Source organism: Streptomyces sp. WM6378 (genome assembly GCF_001279695.1).
In the GTDB taxonomy this organism is placed as follows: Bacteria; Actinomycetota; Actinomycetes; order Streptomycetales; family Streptomycetaceae; genus Streptomyces.
Window position 1 is genome coordinate 1 of record NZ_LGDD01000023.1, and the last position, 17,061, is coordinate 17,061.

General features: G+C 70.4%; 17 protein-coding genes. 9 read left to right on the forward strand and 8 right to left on the reverse strand.

Annotation, left to right across the window (positions count from 1 at the left end):
* The coding region (locus ADK54_RS04340) for a streptophobe family protein (RefSeq protein WP_234391921.1) at nt 1-1,306 on the reverse strand (1,306 nt) is incomplete at its 3' end.
* Between the two features lie 348 nt (nt 1,307-1,654).
* Between ADK54_RS04340 and ADK54_RS04345 the strand changes: the two genes are divergently transcribed.
* Entirely contained in the window at nt 1,655-4,186 is a 2,532-nt protein-coding gene (locus ADK54_RS04345; RefSeq protein WP_053724161.1) for an FHA domain-containing protein, read from the forward strand.
* Between the two features lie 105 nt (nt 4,187-4,291).
* Here ADK54_RS04345 and ADK54_RS04350 read toward each other — a convergent pair whose 3' ends face one another.
* The 3 genes from ADK54_RS04350 to ADK54_RS04360 form a co-directional block, all read right to left on the reverse strand.
* On the reverse strand, nt 4,292-4,963 hold the full coding sequence (locus ADK54_RS04350; protein WP_053724162.1) for a transglycosylase SLT domain-containing protein: 672 nt from the start codon (nt 4,961-4,963) through the stop codon (nt 4,292-4,294).
* 268 nt (nt 4,964-5,231) lie between these two features.
* Nucleotides 5,232-6,311: an S-adenosylmethionine:tRNA ribosyltransferase-isomerase gene (locus ADK54_RS04355; protein WP_053724163.1), complete on the reverse strand. Its 1,080-nt coding sequence runs from the start codon at nt 6,309-6,311 to the stop codon at nt 5,232-5,234.
* Nucleotides 6,308-7,030 carry an SDR family NAD(P)-dependent oxidoreductase gene (locus tag ADK54_RS04360; protein WP_053724164.1) on the reverse strand — a complete coding sequence of 241 codons (723 nt, stop codon included), beginning with the start codon at nt 7,028-7,030 and terminating at the stop codon, nt 6,308-6,310. Before ADK54_RS04360 ends, ADK54_RS04355 begins: the two co-directional genes overlap by 4 nt.
* 185 nt (nt 7,031-7,215) lie before the next feature.
* Between ADK54_RS04360 and ADK54_RS04365 the strand changes: the two genes are divergently transcribed.
* From ADK54_RS04365 to ADK54_RS04375, 3 genes are all read left to right on the forward strand, one after another.
* The gene (locus ADK54_RS04365) at nt 7,216-8,400 is read left to right on the forward strand and encodes a GAF domain-containing sensor histidine kinase (protein WP_078966120.1); all 1,185 of its coding nucleotides are present in this window, start codon (nt 7,216-7,218) and stop codon (nt 8,398-8,400) included.
* Nucleotides 8,393-9,037, forward strand: a complete 645-nt coding sequence (locus ADK54_RS04370) for a response regulator (RefSeq protein ID WP_053724166.1) — start codon at nt 8,393-8,395, stop codon at nt 9,035-9,037. Before ADK54_RS04365 ends, ADK54_RS04370 begins: the two co-directional genes overlap by 8 nt.
* A gap of 160 nt (nt 9,038-9,197) precedes the next feature.
* Nucleotides 9,198-9,434: a chaplin gene (locus tag ADK54_RS04375; protein ID WP_053724176.1), complete on the forward strand. Its 237-nt coding sequence runs from the start codon at nt 9,198-9,200 to the stop codon at nt 9,432-9,434.
* Between the two features lie 88 nt (nt 9,435-9,522).
* Here ADK54_RS04375 and ADK54_RS04380 read toward each other — a convergent pair whose 3' ends face one another.
* A complete protein-coding gene (locus ADK54_RS04380) occupies nt 9,523-10,308 on the reverse strand; it encodes a hypothetical protein (RefSeq protein ID WP_078966121.1) in 786 nt (261 codons plus the stop codon).
* A gap of 336 nt (nt 10,309-10,644) precedes the next feature.
* Between ADK54_RS04380 and ADK54_RS04385 the strand changes: the two genes are divergently transcribed.
* The 4 genes from ADK54_RS04385 to ADK54_RS04400 all read left to right on the forward strand — a co-directional run bounded on the left by ADK54_RS04385 (nt 10,645) and on the right by ADK54_RS04400 (nt 13,842).
* Nucleotides 10,645-11,436 (forward strand): ABC transporter ATP-binding protein, encoded by a 792-nt coding sequence (locus tag ADK54_RS04385; protein WP_053724168.1) that lies wholly within the window; start codon nt 10,645-10,647, stop codon nt 11,434-11,436.
* 49 nt (nt 11,437-11,485) lie between these two features.
* The gene (locus ADK54_RS04390) at nt 11,486-11,914 is read left to right on the forward strand and encodes an NfeD family protein (RefSeq protein WP_053724169.1); all 429 of its coding nucleotides are present in this window, start codon (nt 11,486-11,488) and stop codon (nt 11,912-11,914) included.
* Between the two features lie 79 nt (nt 11,915-11,993).
* Complete coding sequence (locus ADK54_RS04395; protein ID WP_053724170.1) at nt 11,994-12,944, forward strand: SPFH domain-containing protein; 951 nt, start codon at nt 11,994-11,996, stop codon at nt 12,942-12,944.
* A gap of 124 nt (nt 12,945-13,068) precedes the next feature.
* On the forward strand, nt 13,069-13,842 hold the full coding sequence (locus ADK54_RS04400; protein WP_053724171.1) for a sulfite exporter TauE/SafE family protein: 774 nt from the start codon (nt 13,069-13,071) through the stop codon (nt 13,840-13,842).
* 69 nt (nt 13,843-13,911) lie between these two features.
* Here the strand turns inward: ADK54_RS04400 and ADK54_RS04405 are convergent, their stop codons facing one another.
* The 3 genes from ADK54_RS04405 to ADK54_RS04415 form a co-directional block, all read right to left on the reverse strand.
* Nucleotides 13,912-14,427, reverse strand: coding sequence for an HNH endonuclease (locus ADK54_RS04405; RefSeq protein ID WP_053724172.1), 516 nt, complete (start codon nt 14,425-14,427; stop codon nt 13,912-13,914).
* Between the two features lie 180 nt (nt 14,428-14,607).
* Nucleotides 14,608-15,144 carry a YbhB/YbcL family Raf kinase inhibitor-like protein gene (locus ADK54_RS04410; protein ID WP_053724173.1) on the reverse strand — a complete coding sequence of 179 codons (537 nt, stop codon included), beginning with the start codon at nt 15,142-15,144 and terminating at the stop codon, nt 14,608-14,610.
* Between the two features lie 56 nt (nt 15,145-15,200).
* Nucleotides 15,201-15,983: a sporulation protein gene (locus tag ADK54_RS04415; RefSeq protein WP_053724174.1), complete on the reverse strand. Its 783-nt coding sequence runs from the start codon at nt 15,981-15,983 to the stop codon at nt 15,201-15,203.
* A gap of 95 nt (nt 15,984-16,078) precedes the next feature.
* On the opposite strand from ADK54_RS04415, the gene ADK54_RS04420 reads away from it, so the two are divergent.
* On the forward strand, nt 16,079-16,720 hold the full coding sequence (locus tag ADK54_RS04420) for a DNA-3-methyladenine glycosylase (protein ID WP_053724175.1): 642 nt from the start codon (nt 16,079-16,081) through the stop codon (nt 16,718-16,720).
* Nucleotides 16,721-17,061: the final 341 nt, after the last annotated feature.

Here is a 17,061-nt window from a genome sequence, read left to right on the forward strand (position 1 = left end):
GCGCCCCCGCCGCCCCCGCCGCGGCCCCCCACCCGGCGCCGAGCGCGAGCGCGAGCCCCGCGTCGCCGTGCAGTTCGATGCCCGCCCCGAACGCGTCGAAGCCCAGGACCGACAGGGAGGCGTTCGCGGACACCCCGGTGAGCCACACCATCAGGGGCAGCGCCACCGCGGTGGCCGCGGCCAGCGACAGCGCGCACCGCCCCACGAAAGCGCCGAGCGAGCCCCTGCCCACCGGCGTACGGGCCGCGGCGAGCACCCCCGCGTACAGCATGAGCACGCCCGTCGCGACCGCCAACAGCCAGACCCGGTGGTCGAGTTGGGCGAGCCGCCCCAGCGTCACCGACTCGTCGCTCTTCGCCCCGATCAGCCGGTCGAGCGGGTCGGGCAGGACGGTGGCGAGCGCGCCCGTGGCATGGCCGTGCCAGGGCACGAAAAGGCCGAGCGGGATCGCCAGCCACACGCCGTTGGGCGCGCCGAGCAGCGCCGCGCCCGCGATCCGCTTCGGGTGGGCGTCGCCGATCGCCGCGTACGCCGCCGCCGCGAGCCCCGCCACGACCGCCACCAGGACCACCGTCACCAGCGCGGACACCGCGGGCCGCACCACCCGGTGCAGCGCCGACCAGGAGCGCGGCAGCGGGGTGCGGCGGGAGGCAAGCAGGGCGATCACCAGGACCGCGAGCACCCAGCACGCCGCCCCGACCAGCGAGCGGGTCGTTTGGACGCTGAAGCCGACCTTCGCCTTGGCGTCCGCGAGGTCGGCGAGCCGGCCCGGCAGCAGGCCGCCGACGTCCCCGATGCCGGGGATGCTCGGCACGCCGGGCACCTTCACCTGGCCGAGGCCCAGCTGGGATCCGTCGAGCGTGATGAGGTCGTGGCCGGCCCAGGCGAGCCCGCCGATCACGGCGACGAACAGGACGGCCACCGCGGCCGCGCGGGCCGTGAGTTCGGCGCCGGAGATCCAGGCCCCGGCGGCCCGCAGCGAGCGCAGGAAGAAGAAGGCGAGCAGCAGGGCGCCCGCGAGCCCGACGCTCAGTGGCGCGAAATCGACGGCCGTCGTCGCCTCCGCTCCGGTCAGCCCGAACGCCGAGACGTCGCCGGACGGGGTGACCGAGCCGCCCGCCCCGAGCACCACCACGGCCGCGGTCATCGGGCCGAGCGCCCCCGCCGCGTCCGCCCCGAGCAGATGCAGTCCGAGCGCGGCCGTGCCCGCCATCGCGACCAGGGCCCAGCTCACCGAGGCGATCGAGGCGAGCACGACATCGCCCCACCGGATCGCACCTCGGACGTCGTTGTCGCCCACGCTCATCAGGACCCCCCGATACGAGCCGACTTGCCCCCATTCATACGGAGAGGACATTTTCATCCGCTGTCATGTTCCTTTATGCGCGGACATCATGATCCGTATGCACTCATGGGTGCTTACTACTCTCGGGGGGTGTTTGGTCCACGTCAACGGGCGGGCCCCGGGCGCCTGTTGCACGACCGCGACCGGACTGTGCCGGGTCTGTGCACGTAATTCACAAGGCCCGGGTTTCGGATACGAGCCCGGGCCTGAAATAGTTCCCCACGATGTTCACCATCCCTAGACTCCCTGTGTCGGGAGTCACAGGCCTCCGGTGCGGAGGTCTTTCGGGGGACGATAAGTGGGGCTGGAGTGCCGGAACTCGTACTGGAATTGAATGGCAGCACCTGGACGCTCGATCCGTCCAGGTCATACACCCTCGGGCGCGATCCGCAGGGTGACCTCGTGGTCGACGACGCCAGAGTCTCGTGGCGCCATGCCACGATCAGCTGGGGCGGCCGCAGTTGGGTCATCGAGGATCACGGATCGACCAACGGCACCTACGTGCAGGGCCAGCGGATCCACCAGATGGAAATCGGCCCAGGCTCTTCCGTCCACCTCGGCAATGCGACCGACGGCCCGCGGCTGAATCTGACCGGTGCCGCCGCGGCCGCCTACGCGCAGCCCGCCCCGGCCCAGCAGGCGCAGGCCGCGCCTGTCCACCCGCAGCCCCAGCAGGCCCCGCCGCAGCAGGGCGGCTGGGCGCAGCCGCCTCAGCAGCCCCAGCAGGCGCAGGTCCCGCCGCAGCAGCAGTGGCAGCAGCCCCAGCCGCAGCAGCCGCAGGTCCCGCAGCAGCAGGGCGGCGGCGCCGCGGGTGCTCCGCCGGTCTACGGCGACCGCAGCCCGACCACGTTCCACCAGGTCGCGCTCGGCCGCGTCATGCGCATCGGCCGTGCCCTGGAGAACGAGCTGGTGGTCTCCGACCTCCAGGTCTCGCGTCACCACGCCGAGTTCCACGCGACGCCCGACGGCCGGATGGAGATCCGCGACCTCGGGTCCCACAACGGCACGTACGTCAACGGCCAGCCGATCGCCAAGGGCGGCAGCGTCCTGCTCGGCCCGCAGGACATCGTCGGCGTCGGCCACTCGACCTTCCGCATCGTCGGCGACCGGCTCGAAGAGTTCGTCGACACCGGTGACGTCTCCTTCTCGGCCCGCCACCTGACCGTCACGGTCGACGGCGGCAAGGACATCCTCAAGGACGTCTCCTTCGGCGTCCCCGAGAAGTCCCTCATCGCGGTCATCGGCCCCTCGGGCTCCGGAAAGTCCACCCTGCTCAAGGCGCTCACCGGCTACCGGCCCGCCAACAAGGGTGACGTCCTCTACGACAACCGGAACCTGTACAAGCAGTTCGCCGAGCTGCGCCAGCGCATCGGTCTGGTCCCGCAGGACGACATCCTGCACAAGGAGCTGACCGTCAAGAAGGCGCTGAAGTACGCGGCCAAGCTGCGCTTCCCCGCCGACACCACCGAGAACGAGCGCCAGCAGCGCATCGACGAGGTGCTGCGCGAGCTCAAGCTGGACATCCACAAGGAGAAGAAGGTCACCTCCCTCTCCGGCGGCCAGCGCAAGCGCGTCTCGGTGGCCCTGGAGCTCCTGACCAAGCCGTCGCTGATCTTCCTCGACGAGCCCACCTCGGGCCTCGACCCGGGTATGGACCGCGACGTCATGCAGCTGCTCCGGGGCCTGGCCGACGACGGCCGCACGGTCCTGGTGGTCACCCACTCGGTGGCCGAGCTCGCCATCTGCGACAAGCTGCTCGTGATGGCGCCGGGCGGCTCGGTGGCGTACTTCGGTCCGCCGGAGGAGGCGCTGAACTTCTTCGGCTACAGCACTTGGGCCGACGTCTTCTCCGCCTTCGAGAGCTACCGCGACTACGACTGGGCGGGCCGCTGGAAGGGCTCGCAGCACTACCAGATGTACGCCGCGGACATCGACGCGGTGGCCCCGCAGTCCGTACAGATGCCGCCGGCCCAGGCGATGAAGCCGCCGAAGCCGCAGGGCTGGGCCTCCCAGCTGTGGACCCTGATGCGCCGCTACGTCTCGGTCATCGCCTCCGACAAGGGCTTCCTCGCCCTGTCGGTGGCCCTGCCCGCGGTGATCGGCTCGGTCAGCGTCGTCATCCCGGCGAAGTTCGGCCTCGCGCCGCCCACGCCGCCGTCCCGGTTCAACGGCGACGCCGGCACGATCATGCTGATCCTCGCGGTCGGCATGTGCTTCTCGGGCGCGGCCAACTCCGTACGAGAACTGATCAAGGAACGGGTCATCTACGAACGCGAACGGGCCACCGGCCTGTCCCGCTCGGCGTACCTGATGTCCAAGATCCTGGTGCTCGGCGTCATCACGGCCTTCCAGGGCGTGATCCTCTGCGTGATCGGCTTCTCGACCCGCAAGCTGCCCACCGAGGGCCTCGTGATGCCGCCCGCGATCGAGATGTGCCTGGTCGTGATCGCGCTCGGCTTCACCTCGATGATGTTCGGCCTGATCATCTCCTCGCTGGTGAAGACCTCCGAGAAGACGATGCCGCTCCTGGTCATGTTCGCCATCGTGCAGGTCGTCTTCACCGGCATCCTGTTCAAGGTGTACGACTCGGTCGGCCTGGAGCAGTTCGCCTGGCTGATGCCGTCGCGCTGGGCCATCGCGGGCGTCGGCACGACGCTCGACCTGTCCCACCTGATGGGGCCGATGGACCAGAACGACCCGACCAACCTCGACCCGCTGTGGAAGCACGAGGCGTCGCAGTGGTTCATCAACATCTCGGTGCTGCTGTTCATCGGCGTCGTCCTCGGCTTCTTCGTCGCACGCCTGCTGCGCCGCCACGAGCCCGAGGTCATGCGCAAGTAGCCCGCGCCTGACAACGCGAGAAGGGCGGCACCCCATGGGGGTGCCGCCCTTCTGCTGCGTCCGGAGAGATCAGCCGTCCGGAGAGGACCAGTGGTCCGATGCGGATCAGTAGGCGCTGTTGACGTTGTCCATCGAGCCGTACTTGTCGGCCGCGTAGTTGGCGGCGGCGGTGATGTTGGCGACCGGGTCGTAGATGTTCCACGAGGTGCCGGCCACGTGGTACGCGTTGAAGGTCGGCTGGATGACCTGGAGCAGACCCTTAGACGGGACGCCGTTGATGGCGTTGATGTCCCAGCCGTTGATGGCCATCGGGTTGCCGGTCGACTCGCGCATGATGTTGCGGTGCAGACCCTCGTACGAGCCCGGGATGCCCTTGCTCTTCATGATGTCGAGGGACTGGCGGATCCAGCCGTCGAGGTTGTTGGCGTACACCGGCTTGCGGGCGGCGGAGCGGCTTGCGGCGGCCGCCTCGTCCCGCTTCTTCGCCTCGGCCTGGGCCTTCGCCTTGGCGTCCGCGTCGGCCTTCGCCTTTGCGGCGGCCTTGGCCTGCTGGTCGGCGGTGACGTGCTGCTTGGAGACGGACTCCGAAACGGTCTTCGTGCTCGCGACGGTCGCCGAGAAGGCGGCGGGCTCGGCAGCCATGGCGTTGCCCGACTGACCCGTCCCGGGGAAGACCGAGAGGGCGAGAGCGGCGGCGCCGAGGGCGGCGACACCGGCAATCGAGATCTTGTGCGTCTGGGTGAGACGACTGTGACCAGGGTTGCTGGACTCGGGCATGGCTGTGGACCTCTTCCGAATGACGTGGACGGCGCATCGAAGCGCCGCGGCGATTGAGCCGCAGCGCTGTGCGACGGGAGCCATTGTTAGCGGCCGCAAAATCTGGTGGCAAAGGTGCTCATTACGAAGCCGGGTAGTGGATCACGCCCGGGCGAAAGTCGGCTCGTACCCACTCTCGTCCCGCTCACACCGGCTTTATTTGTCCACTAAACGGCTTCGTAAGTGATGTGCGTCCTATGCGCGGGCTCACATCGGACGCGTAACAGTCTCACCAAACGTTGCTGGAGCAATGCGCATAGTGAGGGTTCTCGTCCGGAAGTAGGAGGTGGACGTCGCCGAACTCGTGCCACAGGTAGAGCCGGCTCAGCGCCTGGTCGTAGGCGACGGCCAGCGCCTCGCGCCCCGCGATCGCCTCCAGCATCAGAAGGTGGGAGGCCTCCGGCTCGTGCAGCCCGGTCAGCAGGCCGTCCACCACCCGCACCCCGCGCTCCGGGGTCACCACGAGATCCGTCCAGCCCGCGGACTCGCGCACCACCCCGTCGGCCCCGGTCGCCGACTCCAGGGCGCGCACCGCCGTGGTCCCCACGGCCACGATCCGGCCGCCACCCGCTTTGGCCGCGTTCACAAGGCGGCCCGTCGCCCCCGGCACCTCGAAGCGCTCCGGGTACGGCGGCTCGTGCGCCTCCGCCGAGGCCACCCCGGTATGCAGCGTGACCGGCGCGAACTGCACGCCGCGCCGCACCAGCTCCACGACCAGCTCGACCGTGAAGGGCCGCGCCGCACTCGGCATCTCCGCCGAGCCGAGCCCACCGGGAGCAGGCAGCGCGAACACCGTCTGGTAGGCGGCGAGCGGCTGGTCCCGCTCGGTGTAGGCGTACCGGATGGGCCGCCCGTGCCGGTGCAGCAGCCCCGGCACATCGGCCGCGGAGACCCGCGCCCACCACAGCCGGTCCGGGCTCAGCGCCTCGTCGAGCACGAGCCGCTCCCCGCCGGGCAGCGCCACCACCGCCCCCGCCAGGTCCCCGGTCCGCCGCTCGGTACTCCCCGACGCCGTCGGCGTACGCAGCTCCACCGCCCAGCGCCCGTCGGGCCCCCGGGTCGAGAAGTGCACCACCACCGGCCCGCCCTCCACTGTTCCGTCGACCGCCGCGGGCATCGTCTGCGACGTATTGACGACGAGCACGTCACCGGCCCGCAGCTGCTCCGCAAGATCGCGGAAGGCGTGATGGGAGACCCGCGTGCCGCGCGACACCATCAGCCGTACGTCGTCGCGCCCGGTCCCGCGCACCTCCGCGGGCACCGAGGCGAGCAGAGCGTCGGGCACCCGCACCACCATGGGCACGGTCATCGCGCCACCTCCACAGGGGCCTCCACGAGGCCTTCCGTAAGAGACGGGGCGCTGTAGCGCCCGCTCGCCGGCCGCTCGTCGAGGAGCCGCAGGAACCCCGGCACAGCCGTCGATGGCTCGGGCCGGCCCGAGTCGTCGTCCGGCACCGCCGCCGCGTACAGGTCGGTGCGCATGTCGCCCGGGTCCACCGCCCACACCCGAAGCCCCGGCTCCTCCACGCCGAGCACCGCGGCCAGCCGGTCCAGGGCCGCCTTCGAGGCCCCGTACCCGCCCCACGTCTCGTACGCCTCGCCCGCCGCGTCCGAACTGACCGCGACCACCGCGCCCACGGACGACTCCCGCAGCAGCGGCAGCGCCTCCTGTACGAGGCCCAGCGCCGCGACCACATTGGTCTCCAGGGCTGCCCGCAGGCCGGCCAGATCCAGCTCCTCCAGGCGTACGAGCGGCTCGGCGCCCAGCGCGGAGGCGTTGTTCACAAGGAGGTCGAGCCCGCCGAGGTCCCGGGCCGCCGCCACCAGCTCCGCCCGGTGCCCGGCATCGGTGACGTCCCCCGGCAGCGCCACGACCTTCGTGCCGTACGCATCGAGCCCGCGCGCCGTCTCCTCCAGTACGGGAGCGGTCCTGGCATCGAGGACGAGGTCCCAGCCCCGCCCGGCGAGCGCCCCGGCGAGCGCCCGCCCGAGCCCCTTGGAGGCCCCCGTGATGATCGCAACCGGCATGATGACCAACCCCTCTGTCACGTCGAACCGTCCGTCGATGCGTTCAGAGTGGCTCCGGGTGCGTCCCCGCCGCCTCGGACGCGGGCCCCACCCCGGCAAGGCACTTCGACCTAGGCCCGCCGACCTAATAGGTGGAGGTCCACAGCCCGAGGCGCGCTGTCATACCCCGCCGGTACGGTGACGACATGAGCTGCTCCCGTCCCGCGCGCGCCCCCGGACCAGGGGAGACCCCGTCACCGAGCGCGGGTCTCGCCGCCGTGAGCACCGCTCTGCTCGCCATGAGCAGGCACCTGGAGGTCGGCGACGTCCTCAAGACGATTACCGCGTCGGCCCGCGAACTGCTCGACGCGGAGTACGCGGCGCTCGGCGTCCCCGACGACCACGGCGGCTTCGCCCAGTTCGTGGTCGACGGCGTCAGCGACGAGCAGTGGCGGGCGATCGGTCCGCTGCCCCGCCAGCACGGCATCCTCGCCGCGATGCTCCACGAGGAGAAGGCCGAGCGCCTCGCCGACGTCCGCAAGGACCCCCGCTTCGAGGGCTGGCCGTCCGCCCACCCCGACATGTCCGACTTCCTGGGCATGCCGATCCGCGACGGGGACGAGACGCTCGGCGCCCTCTTCCTCGCCAACAAGCGCTGCCCCAAGCCGGACGGCGGCTGCGGCTTCACCGAGGACGACGAGGAACTGCTGCGCCTGCTCGCCCAGCACGCCGCGATCGCCCTCACCAACGCCCGCCTGTACGAGCGCAGCCGCGAGCTGACCATCGCCGAGGAGCGTTCCCGGCTCGCCCACGAACTGCACGACGCGGTCAGCCAGAAGCTCTTCTCGCTGCGCCTCACCGCCCAGGCGGCCGCCACCCTGGTGGACCGCGACCCGGTCCGCGCCAAGGGCGAGCTCCAGCAGGTCGCGGCCCTCGCGGCGGAAGCCGCCGACGAACTGCGCGCCGCCGTAGTGGAGTTGAGGCCCGCAGCCTTGGAGGAGGACGGCCTGGTGCACACGCTGCGCACCCAGATCCAGGTCCTCGACCGGGCCCACGCGGCCCGCGTCACCTTCGACAACCAAGGCGTGCGCGCGCTGCCCCCGGCCCAGGAGGAGGCCCTCCTGAGGGTCGCCCAGGAGGCCCTGCACAACGCGCTGCGCCACTCCGGCGCCGGCCGGGTCGACGTCGTCCTGGAGCGCAGCGGCCAAGGCGCGGTGCTGCGGATCACCGACAACGGCCGGGGCTTCGAGCCGAGCCGGGTCCGCCGCGCGGGCCGCCACCTCGGCCTGGTGTCCATGCGGCACCGGGCGAGCGGCGTCGGCGGCAGGCTCACCGTGCAATCGGCACCCGGCGAGGGCGCCACGATCAAGATGGAGGTCCCCGGTGGCTGACAAGGTGATCAGGGTCCTGCTCGTGGACGACCACCAGGTGGTCCGCCGAGGACTGCGTACGTTCCTGGAAGTACAGGACGACATAGAGGTGGTGGGGGAGGCCTCCGACGGCGCCGAGGGCGTGGCCCGCGCCGAGGAGCTGAAGCCGGACGTCGTCCTGATGGACGTGAAGATGCCGGGCATGGACGGCATCGAGGCCCTGCGCAAGCTCCGCGAGCTCGCCAATGGGGCCAAGGTCCTCATCGTCACCAGCTTCACCGAGCAGCGCACCGTGGTCCCCGCCCTGCGGGCCGGCGCCTCCGGTTACGTATACAAGGACGTCGACCCGGACGCGCTGGCCGGAGCGATCCGCTCGGTGCACGCGGGCCATGTGCTGCTCCAGCCCGAGGTGGCGGGCGCCCTGCTCAGCCAGGACGACGGGCACGGCGGCACCGGCCGTGGCACGACCCTGACCGAGCGGGAGAAAGAGGTCCTGGCGCTGATCGCGGACGGCCGCTCCAACCGCGAGATCGCCCGCCACCTCGTGCTGTCCGAGAAGACCGTCAAGACGCACGTCTCCAACATCCTGATGAAGCTGGACCTCGCCGACCGCACGCAGGCCGCGCTGTGGGCCGTACGGCACGGCGTGACGGGCTGATCCGACTGTCTGAAATACGTAAACCGGATCGTCACCGTACGGTGCAAGATTCATACCGTCGTGTGGATGTCACCCACATAGCGCATCCCCTGACGGCGGTGAGCGTTCTCCAGGCATGCCGCGGCGGCTGGTCGCGGCGAAGACCAGGAGGATCCAGAACATGAAGCTCAACAAGGCTCTCGCCGTCACCCTGCTCGCCGGCGGCGCCCTCGCCGCCGCGACCGGCGCTGCCTCCGCCGACGGGGTGGCCAACGGCAAGGCCGAGCACTCCCCGGGCATCGTCGCCGGCAACCTGGCGCAGGTCCCGGTGCACATCCCCGCGAACGTCACGGGCAACACGCTCAACGTGGTCGGCCTGCTCAACTCGGACTTCGGGAACGAGAGCTCCAACAACTGACCGGCCCCGCGCCGACGCAGTGACCTCCGGCCCCCGGGTTCCACCCGGGGGCCGGTCCCTTGCCCGAACCGTTTCGGCCCGCGAGACCTCAGCCCCGCTCCCGCTCCTCCACATACGCGTTGTACGCGGCGACCCTGGCCCGCCGGGCCACCCGCTCCACCGGGCGCAGCACCTCGCCCCGCGCCGCGATCTCCGAGGCGCTCACCGCGCCCCCGTGCCCGCTCTCGTAGGCCAGCGACACCAGCAGCCCGACCCGCCGGGCCAGCTCCAACACCCGTACCGCGCGCGGCGGATAGCCCGGCGCCAGCACCTCCTCGTCGGGGCCCTCGGCCCGCGCCCGGTACGCGTCGATCGCGGCGGCCGCGGCGGGACCCGAGCCCGCCACGTCGAGCCGGTTGAGCGCCACGGTCGCCTCCCGCAGCGCCTCCGCGAGCTCACGCTCGGCCTCCCCGAGCGAGGGCACGTCCGCGGGCGGCGCCTCGCGCACCGCCAGGCAGTGCCAGACGACCTCGGCGTGCACGTCCCCCGCGGGCCCGGCCTCGTACAGCTCGGGGACGAGACCGTACGGGGCGCCGAACCCGATCACGGCCTCCTCGGCCTCAAGGGCGCGCGCGTTGAACTCCGCCGGGCCGCTGAGCCCCAGCGGATGCCCCGCCGCCGGGAGCGCGACCCGCCAGCCGTTCACCCCGAGGGTGCGCAGCCGGCCGAGCGCCAGCGTGAGCCCCACCGGCGCGGACTCGCCGGGCAGCCCTTCCACGCGGTGCACCGCGTCGTCCCCGACGATCGCGAGCGCCGCGTCGTCCGGCGAGACATTTCCGGCCAACAGGGCATTTCCCCATGCGGCCAGCCGACCTGAACGTGGTTCCGAGAACATGCCTCCAGCCTAGGGAAGCCGTACGACCGGACCTAGGGCCTGCCCGGCGGATCTTGTCTGGGACGCGCGGCCCTGGTGCGCCCATCTGCCGCGTTGTCGTCAATCGCCGACGCTCCGCGTCGCCTCAATCCTCCGCCTTGCAGCTGGACGCACCGGGCCCCCGCTCACCGGCGCCGCAGAGCGAAGGCATCTCGCGGGCGACCAGATCCGCCGGACAGACCCTAGAGGCGGGATCACTTCGCCAGTGGCGTAGGTTTTCCCTGGGGACCGCGCCCACAGGCGCCCCCGGCAAGCACTCGCGAACTCAAGACGATGGCATGGGGAGACAACGCGCTCATGAGCGATGTACTGGAGCTGGTGGACGTATCCGTGGTCCGCGACGGACGCGCTCTGGTGGACGACGTCTCCTGGTCGGTCAAGGAAGGCGAGCGCTGGGTCATCCTCGGCCCCAACGGCGCCGGCAAGACCACCCTCCTCAACATCGCCTCCAGCTACCTCTTCCCGAGCACCGGCACCGCCAAGATCCTCGGTGAACAGCTCGGCAAGGTGGACGTCTTCGAGCTGCGCCCGCGCATCGGCATGGCCGGCGTCGCCATGGCCGACAAGCTCCCCAAGCGCCAGACCGTCCTGCAGACCGTGCTCACCGCCGCGTACGGCATGACCGCCACCTGGCAGGAGGAGTACGACGCCGTCGACGAGGACCGCGCCCGCGCCTTCCTCGACCGGCTCGGCATGACGGACTTCGTGGACCGCAAGTTCGGCACCCTCTCCGAGGGCGAGCGCAAGCGCACCCTGATCGCCCGCGCCATGATGACCGACCCCGAGCTCCTCCTCCTCGACGAGCCCGCCGCCGGCCTCGACCTCGGCGGCCGCGAGGACCTGGTCCGGCGCCTCGGCCGGCTCGCCCGCGACCCGTACGCGCCCTCGATGGTGATGGTCACCCACCACGTCGAGGAGATCGCCCCCGGCTTCACCCACGTCCTCATGATCCGTCAGGGCAAGGTCCTCGCCGCCGGCCCCATGGAGACCGAGCTCACCTCCCGCAACCTCTCCCTCTGCTTCGGCCTCCCGCTCCTCGTCGAGCACCGCGGCGACCGCTACACGGCGACGGGGCTCCCGCTCGGCTAGGGCCTTTGTGCACTGTCGGTGAGGGGACGCCCGGATCTACCATGACCTTGTGGACATCGAGGCATGGATTTGGTGGCTGATCGGCGCGGCAGCTCTGGGCATTCCCCTCGTCCTGACCACCATGCCCGAGTTCGGCATGATGGCGGTCGGCGCGGTCGCCGCCGCCATCGGCGCGGGCTTCGGCCTCGGCCCCGTCGCCCAGGTCCTCGTCTTCGTGGTCGTCTCGGTCGCCCTCGTCTCCGTCGTCCGGCCCATCGCCGCCCGCCACCGCGCCCAGCGCCCCCAACTCGCCACCGGCACCGAGGCGTTGAAGGGCCGTCAGGCCGTCGTCCTGGAACGGGTCGACGCCGACGGCGGCCGGATCAAACTGGCGGGCGAGGTCTGGTCGGCCCGCGCGCTCGACCAGGACGGCGTGTTTGAGCCCGGCCGTCAGGTCGACGTCGTCGAGATCGACGGAGCCACTGCCATCGTCATGTGAACCATGCCAGGATCATCGGGTCCGGTAACTACCAATGTTTCCAGGGCCATCCGAGAGCAAGAAGGGCACGGGGTACGCGATGCAACCGATCATCATCGTCCTGATCATCCTGGTGGTGCTGGTCTTCATCGCCCTGATCAAAACGATCCAGGTGATCCCGCAGGCCAGCGCCGCCATCGTGGAGCGCTTCGGCCGCTACACGAGGACGCTGAACGCGGGCCTGAACATCGTCGTCCCGTTCATCGACTCGATCCGCAACCGCATCGACCTCCGCGAACAGGTCGTCCCCTTCCCGCCCCAGCCGGTGATCACCCAGGACAACCTGGTCGTCAACATCGACACGGTCATCTACTACCAGGTGACCGACGCCAGGGCCGCCACCTACGAAGTCGCCAGCTACATCCAGGCGATCGAACAGCTCACCGTCACCACGCTCCGCAACATCATCGGCGGCATGGACCTGGAGCGGACCCTGACCTCCCGCGAGGAGATCAACGCGGCCCTGCGCGGCGTCCTCGACGAGGCCACCGGCAAGTGGGGCATCCGCGTCAACCGCGTCGAGCTCAAGGCCATCGAGCCGCCGACCTCCATCCAGGACTCGATGGAGAAGCAGATGCGCGCCGACCGTGACAAGCGCGCGGCCATCCTCCAGGCCGAAGGCGTACGGCAGTCGGAGATCCTGCGCGCCGAGGGCGAGAAGCAGTCCGCGATCCTGCGCGCCGAAGGTGAGGCCAAGGCGGCCGCCCTGCGCGCCGAGGGCGAGGCCCAGGCCATCCGTACCGTCTTCGAATCCATCCACGCCGGCGACCCCGACCAGAAGCTGCTCTCCTACCAGTACCTCCAGATGCTCCCGAAGATCGCCGAGGGCGACGCCAACAAGCTCTGGATCGTGCCCAGCGAGATCGGCGACGCCCTCAAGGGCCTCTCCGGCGCCTTCGGCAACCTCGGCGGCGGCATGCCCGGCTTCAACACCGGCGGCAACAACGGCAACGGCGCGACCGAGCGCCGCGAAGAACCCCCCGTGGACTGACGGCCCATCGGCTGAACAGCCCGTGGACCGGGGCGAGTTGACTGCCCCTTACACCCTTCATGCATGATCAGTGCGGCCCCTCGACCTCCACGGCGGGGAGGCGACTCACTGAACGTGTAAGGAGATGGCCTTGTCCATCTGGGAAGCACTCGCGGTCTTCGCGGCCGGCATCGGCGCTGGCACCATCAACACGATCGTCGGATCCGGCACGCTCCTCACCTTCCCCGTGCTCCTGGCGACCGGCCTGCCACCGATCACCGCCAACGTGTCGAACGCGCTCGGCCTGGTCCCCGGCTCCATCAGCGGGGCCATCGGCTACCGCCACGAACTGCGCGGCCAGACCCGGCGGGTGCTCCGCCTCGGCGCCGCCGCCCTGCTCGGCGGGCTCGCCGGGGCGATCCTGCTGCTCGCCCTGCCGTCCTCGTCGTTCGACGCGATCGTCCCGGTCCTGGTCGGCGCGGCGCTCGTCCTCGTCCTGTTCCAGCCGCGCCTGGCCGCCGCGATCAAGCGCCGCCGCGAGGCCCGCGGCACCGAGGCCCACCCCGAAGGCGGCGCCGCACTCCTCGCCGGCCTCTTCCTCGCCAGCATGTACGGCGGCTACTTCGGCGCCGCCCAGGGCGTCCTCTACCTCTCCCTGATGGGCCTGCTCCTGCCCGACAGCCTGCAGCGCGTCAACGCCGTCAAGAACATCCTCGGCGCCGTCGTCAACGGCATCGCGGCCGTCTTCTTCCTCTTCGTCGCCGAGTTCAACTGGACCGCCGTCCTGCTCATCGCCGTCGGCTCGACCATAGGAGGCCAGATCGGCGCCAAGGTCGGCCGCCGCCTCAAGCCCGCGGTGCTGCGCGCAGTGATCATCGCCGTCGGCATCGTCGCGATCCTCCAACTGACCCTGAAATAGCGGCCGTACGCACATGAAGAAGCCCGCCTCCCTTCCGAAGGCGGGCTTCCCACAAGGAAGTTGACCCCGTTACGCGGCCGGTGCGGCGCCCGAAGCCAGCCACTCGGGCAGCTCGGACCGGGCCCCGGCCGCCATCGCAAGCAGCATCGCATCGGCCGGCGACGGCACGAACGGCTGCCGAAGCAGCGGCATCCCCGCCTCGTCCGGCGTCCGGTCCGCCTTGCGGTGGTTGTCCTCGGCGCAGGACGCCACCGTGTTCAGCCAGCCGTCCCGGCCGCCCTGCGCCCGCGGCACCACGTGGTCCACCGTCGTCGCCCGCCGCCCGCAGTACGCGCACCGGTGCTGGTCCCGGATCAGCACCCCCCGTCTCGACCACGGAGCCTGTCTTCGGAACGGCACCCGCACGTACCTGCACAGCCTGATCACCCGGGGCGCCGGTATGTCCATGGTGGCCGCACGCATCCGCAGACGGGGATGGGACTGCTCGACCACGGCCTTGTCCTGGAGCACCAGCACCACGGCACGGTTGAGCGTCACCGTCGACAGCGGCTCGAAGCTCGCGTTCAGTACCAGCGTGTCCCGCATCCTGCCCACCTCCGTAGTGCCGGCCCACTGACTGGCGGGCTGGGATCAACTCTGGCCGGGCTCGCCACGATGGACAACGCAATATCGGCGCCGGCGCGGGCGAAGAACCCGGCCGACAACAGAAAAATGCCCTGCCCTGATCTCTCCAAGACCAGGGCAGGGCAAACGGAAAACGAACGATCAGCTCTGTGCGGGACCCGTGTACTCACCGATGAGCTGCGCCCGCCCGAGCGTGTGGAACCGCAGGTTGAAACCGACCACGGCAGGCGAGGCATCGGCATCCGGGCCGAGCTTCTCGCTGTCGACCGCGTACACCGTGAAGACGTACCGGTGCGTCTCCCCGGCCGGCGGCGCCGCACCGCCGAAGTCCTTCGACCCGTAGTCGTTACGGACCTGGACGGCCCCGGCCGGCAGTGCCTCGAACTTTCCGCTGCCGGCCCCCGCGGGCAGCTCGGTCACCGACGCCGGGATGTCGAACACCGACCAGTGCCAGAACCCGCTGCCGGTGGGCGCGTCCGGGTCGAAGCATGTCACCGCGAAGCTCTTCGTCCCGGCCGGAAACCCTTCCCACCGCAGCTGCGGCGAGGTGTTCCCGGCCGCGTAGACCTGGGCGTCCTTGAGCACGGCACCCGGCTCGACGTCCTCGCTCACCACGGTGAACGACGGCACCTCGGGGTGGAAGTCGTGGGGAAGCGGCGGCCTCTTGAGCTCGCTCACGTCGGCACCTCCTGATTCGGCATCAACTGGTGGAACCGAGCCTAGGGCGTCCTCGCTCAGAACCAGTTCCGCCGCCCGCCGACCTCGGCCAGCCACTGATTGAGGTACGCCGCCCAGTCGGTCCCCTGGAAGTCGTGGAGGCCAACCTCGAACGAGCGGTAGGAGTCGCTGCCCTCGCTGAACAGACCCGGCTTCTTGTCCATCTCCAGGACCACGTCCATCGCGCGGTCGTCCGCGACGAACGACAGCTCCACCTGGTTCAGACCCCGGTACTGCGACGGCGGGTAGAACTCGATCTCCTGGTAGAAGGGCAGCCGCTGCCGCGTCCCGCGGATGTGCCCCTTCTCCATGTCCGCGCTCTTGAAGCGGAAGCCCAGCTGGATGAGCGCGGCGAGGATCGCCTGCTGGGCCGGCAGCGGATGCACCTGGATCGGGTCCAGGTCGCCCGAGTCGAGCGCCCGGGCGATCTCCAGCTCGGTCGTCACGCCGATGTGCATGCCCCGCAGCTGCTGCCCGGCGACGGCCGTGACCGGCGTCTCCCAGGGAATCTCCAGACCGAACGGCACCACGTGCACGGCCCCCGCCTTCACCTCGAAGGCCCCGCCGAGCCGCACCTTGGTGAACTCGATGTCCTGCTTGTGCTCGTGCTCGCCGCCCTCGACCTCGACCCGGGCCTGCAGCCCGACCGAGAGCCCCTCGATCTGCTGGTCCACCGACCCGCCCTGGATCCGGACCTCACCCTGGACGACCCCGCCCGGCACCACATTGGTCTCGGTCAGCTCGGTCTCCACCGAAGCCCCGCCGGCTCCCAAGCTCGCCAGCAGCCGCTTGAACCCCATGCCAGTCCTTCCCGTACGACTTCTCGACCTCGACCCCTACGAACGCGCAACCGCCGTGTCCGGTTCCGCCCCGCCGTCCACTACCCTCGGACGCCATGATCGCGGGCACCGAACGTACGCCACTGGCAAGGGACTTCTTCGACCGGCCCGTCCTGGAGGTCGCTCCGGACCTCCTGGGCCGCACGCTCGTACGCCATACCGAGGCGGGCCCCCTCGAACTGCGCCTGACCGAGGTGGAGGCCTACGACGGCCCGAACGACCCGGGCTCCCACGCCTTCCGGGGCCGCACGCCCCGGAACGAGGTGATGTTCGGGCCGCCAGGACACGCGTACGTCTACTTCACGTACGGCATGTGGCACTGCCTCAACCTGGTGTGCGGTCCTGAGGGCCGCGCGAGCGGTGTTCTGCTGAGGGCGGGCGAGATCCGGGTGGGCGTCGATCTGGCCCGCAAACGTCGAATCTCGGCCCGTCATGACAGAGAACTGGCCAAAGGCCCGGCCCGCCTGGCCACCGCTCTGGACGTGGGACGGGCCCTGAACGGCACCGACGTGTGCGACGGCCCGAAGGCCCCCCTCTCCGTACTGACGGGCACCCCTCCCACGCCCGACCAGGTACGCAGTGGACCGCGCACCGGAGTGGGCGGCGACGGCGCCCCGCACCCGTGGCGCTTCTGGATCTCCGAGGACCCCACGGTGAGCCCGTATCGGGCGCATCAGCCCCGCAAGCGCCGAACTTGACTCGGCCTCAAGCGGCGCCTAACGTAGCCCGAGCCGCTTGAGACGGGCCCTGCTGTTCAGCAACCCCAGGCGGCCATCCACTACCTACGATCGAACCCCAACGGGTCTGCGTTTCGGCATGCCGAAATTCGAACTCGAATGACTCGATTATGAATGGGCGGGGAAACCCGCTAAAGTAGTGGACACGCCGAAAGGGAAACGCGAAAGCGAAGAACTCGAAGCAACCCCAATTCGACGGGGAATCGGACACGAAAGAGTCTGATAGAGTCGGGAACACGAAATACCGAAGGGAAGCGCCCGGAGGAAAGCCCGAGAGGGTGAGTACGAAGGAAGCGTCCGTT

What these genes read in the sequence shown, in the direction of transcription:
- ADK54_RS04365 (WP_078966120.1), top strand. Translation starts at nt 7,216, where the DNA reads ATGAGCTGCTCCCGTCCCGCGCGCGCCCCCGGACCAGGGGAGACCCCG.
- ADK54_RS04395 (WP_053724170.1), top strand. Translation starts at nt 11,994, where the DNA reads ATGCAACCGATCATCATCGTCCTGATCATCCTGGTGGTGCTGGTCTTC.
- ADK54_RS04355 (WP_053724163.1), bottom strand. Translation starts at nt 6,311, where the DNA reads ATGACCGTGCCCATGGTGGTGCGGGTGCCCGACGCTCTGCTCGCCTCG.
- ADK54_RS04360 (WP_053724164.1), bottom strand. Translation starts at nt 7,030, where the DNA reads ATGCCGGTTGCGATCATCACGGGGGCCTCCAAGGGGCTCGGGCGGGCG.
- ADK54_RS04415 (WP_053724174.1), bottom strand. Translation starts at nt 15,983, where the DNA reads ATGGGGTTCAAGCGGCTGCTGGCGAGCTTGGGAGCCGGCGGGGCTTCG.
- ADK54_RS04405 (WP_053724172.1), bottom strand. Translation starts at nt 14,427, where the DNA reads ATGCGGGACACGCTGGTACTGAACGCGAGCTTCGAGCCGCTGTCGACG.
- ADK54_RS04375 (WP_053724176.1), top strand. Translation starts at nt 9,198, where the DNA reads ATGAAGCTCAACAAGGCTCTCGCCGTCACCCTGCTCGCCGGCGGCGCC.
- ADK54_RS04350 (WP_053724162.1), bottom strand. Translation starts at nt 4,963, where the DNA reads ATGCCCGAGTCCAGCAACCCTGGTCACAGTCGTCTCACCCAGACGCAC.
- ADK54_RS04385 (WP_053724168.1), top strand. Translation starts at nt 10,645, where the DNA reads ATGAGCGATGTACTGGAGCTGGTGGACGTATCCGTGGTCCGCGACGGA.
- ADK54_RS04420 (WP_053724175.1), top strand. Translation starts at nt 16,079, where the DNA reads ATGATCGCGGGCACCGAACGTACGCCACTGGCAAGGGACTTCTTCGAC.
- ADK54_RS04400 (WP_053724171.1), top strand. Translation starts at nt 13,069, where the DNA reads ATGGCCTTGTCCATCTGGGAAGCACTCGCGGTCTTCGCGGCCGGCATC.
- ADK54_RS04380 (WP_078966121.1), bottom strand. Translation starts at nt 10,308, where the DNA reads ATGTTCTCGGAACCACGTTCAGGTCGGCTGGCCGCATGGGGAAATGCC.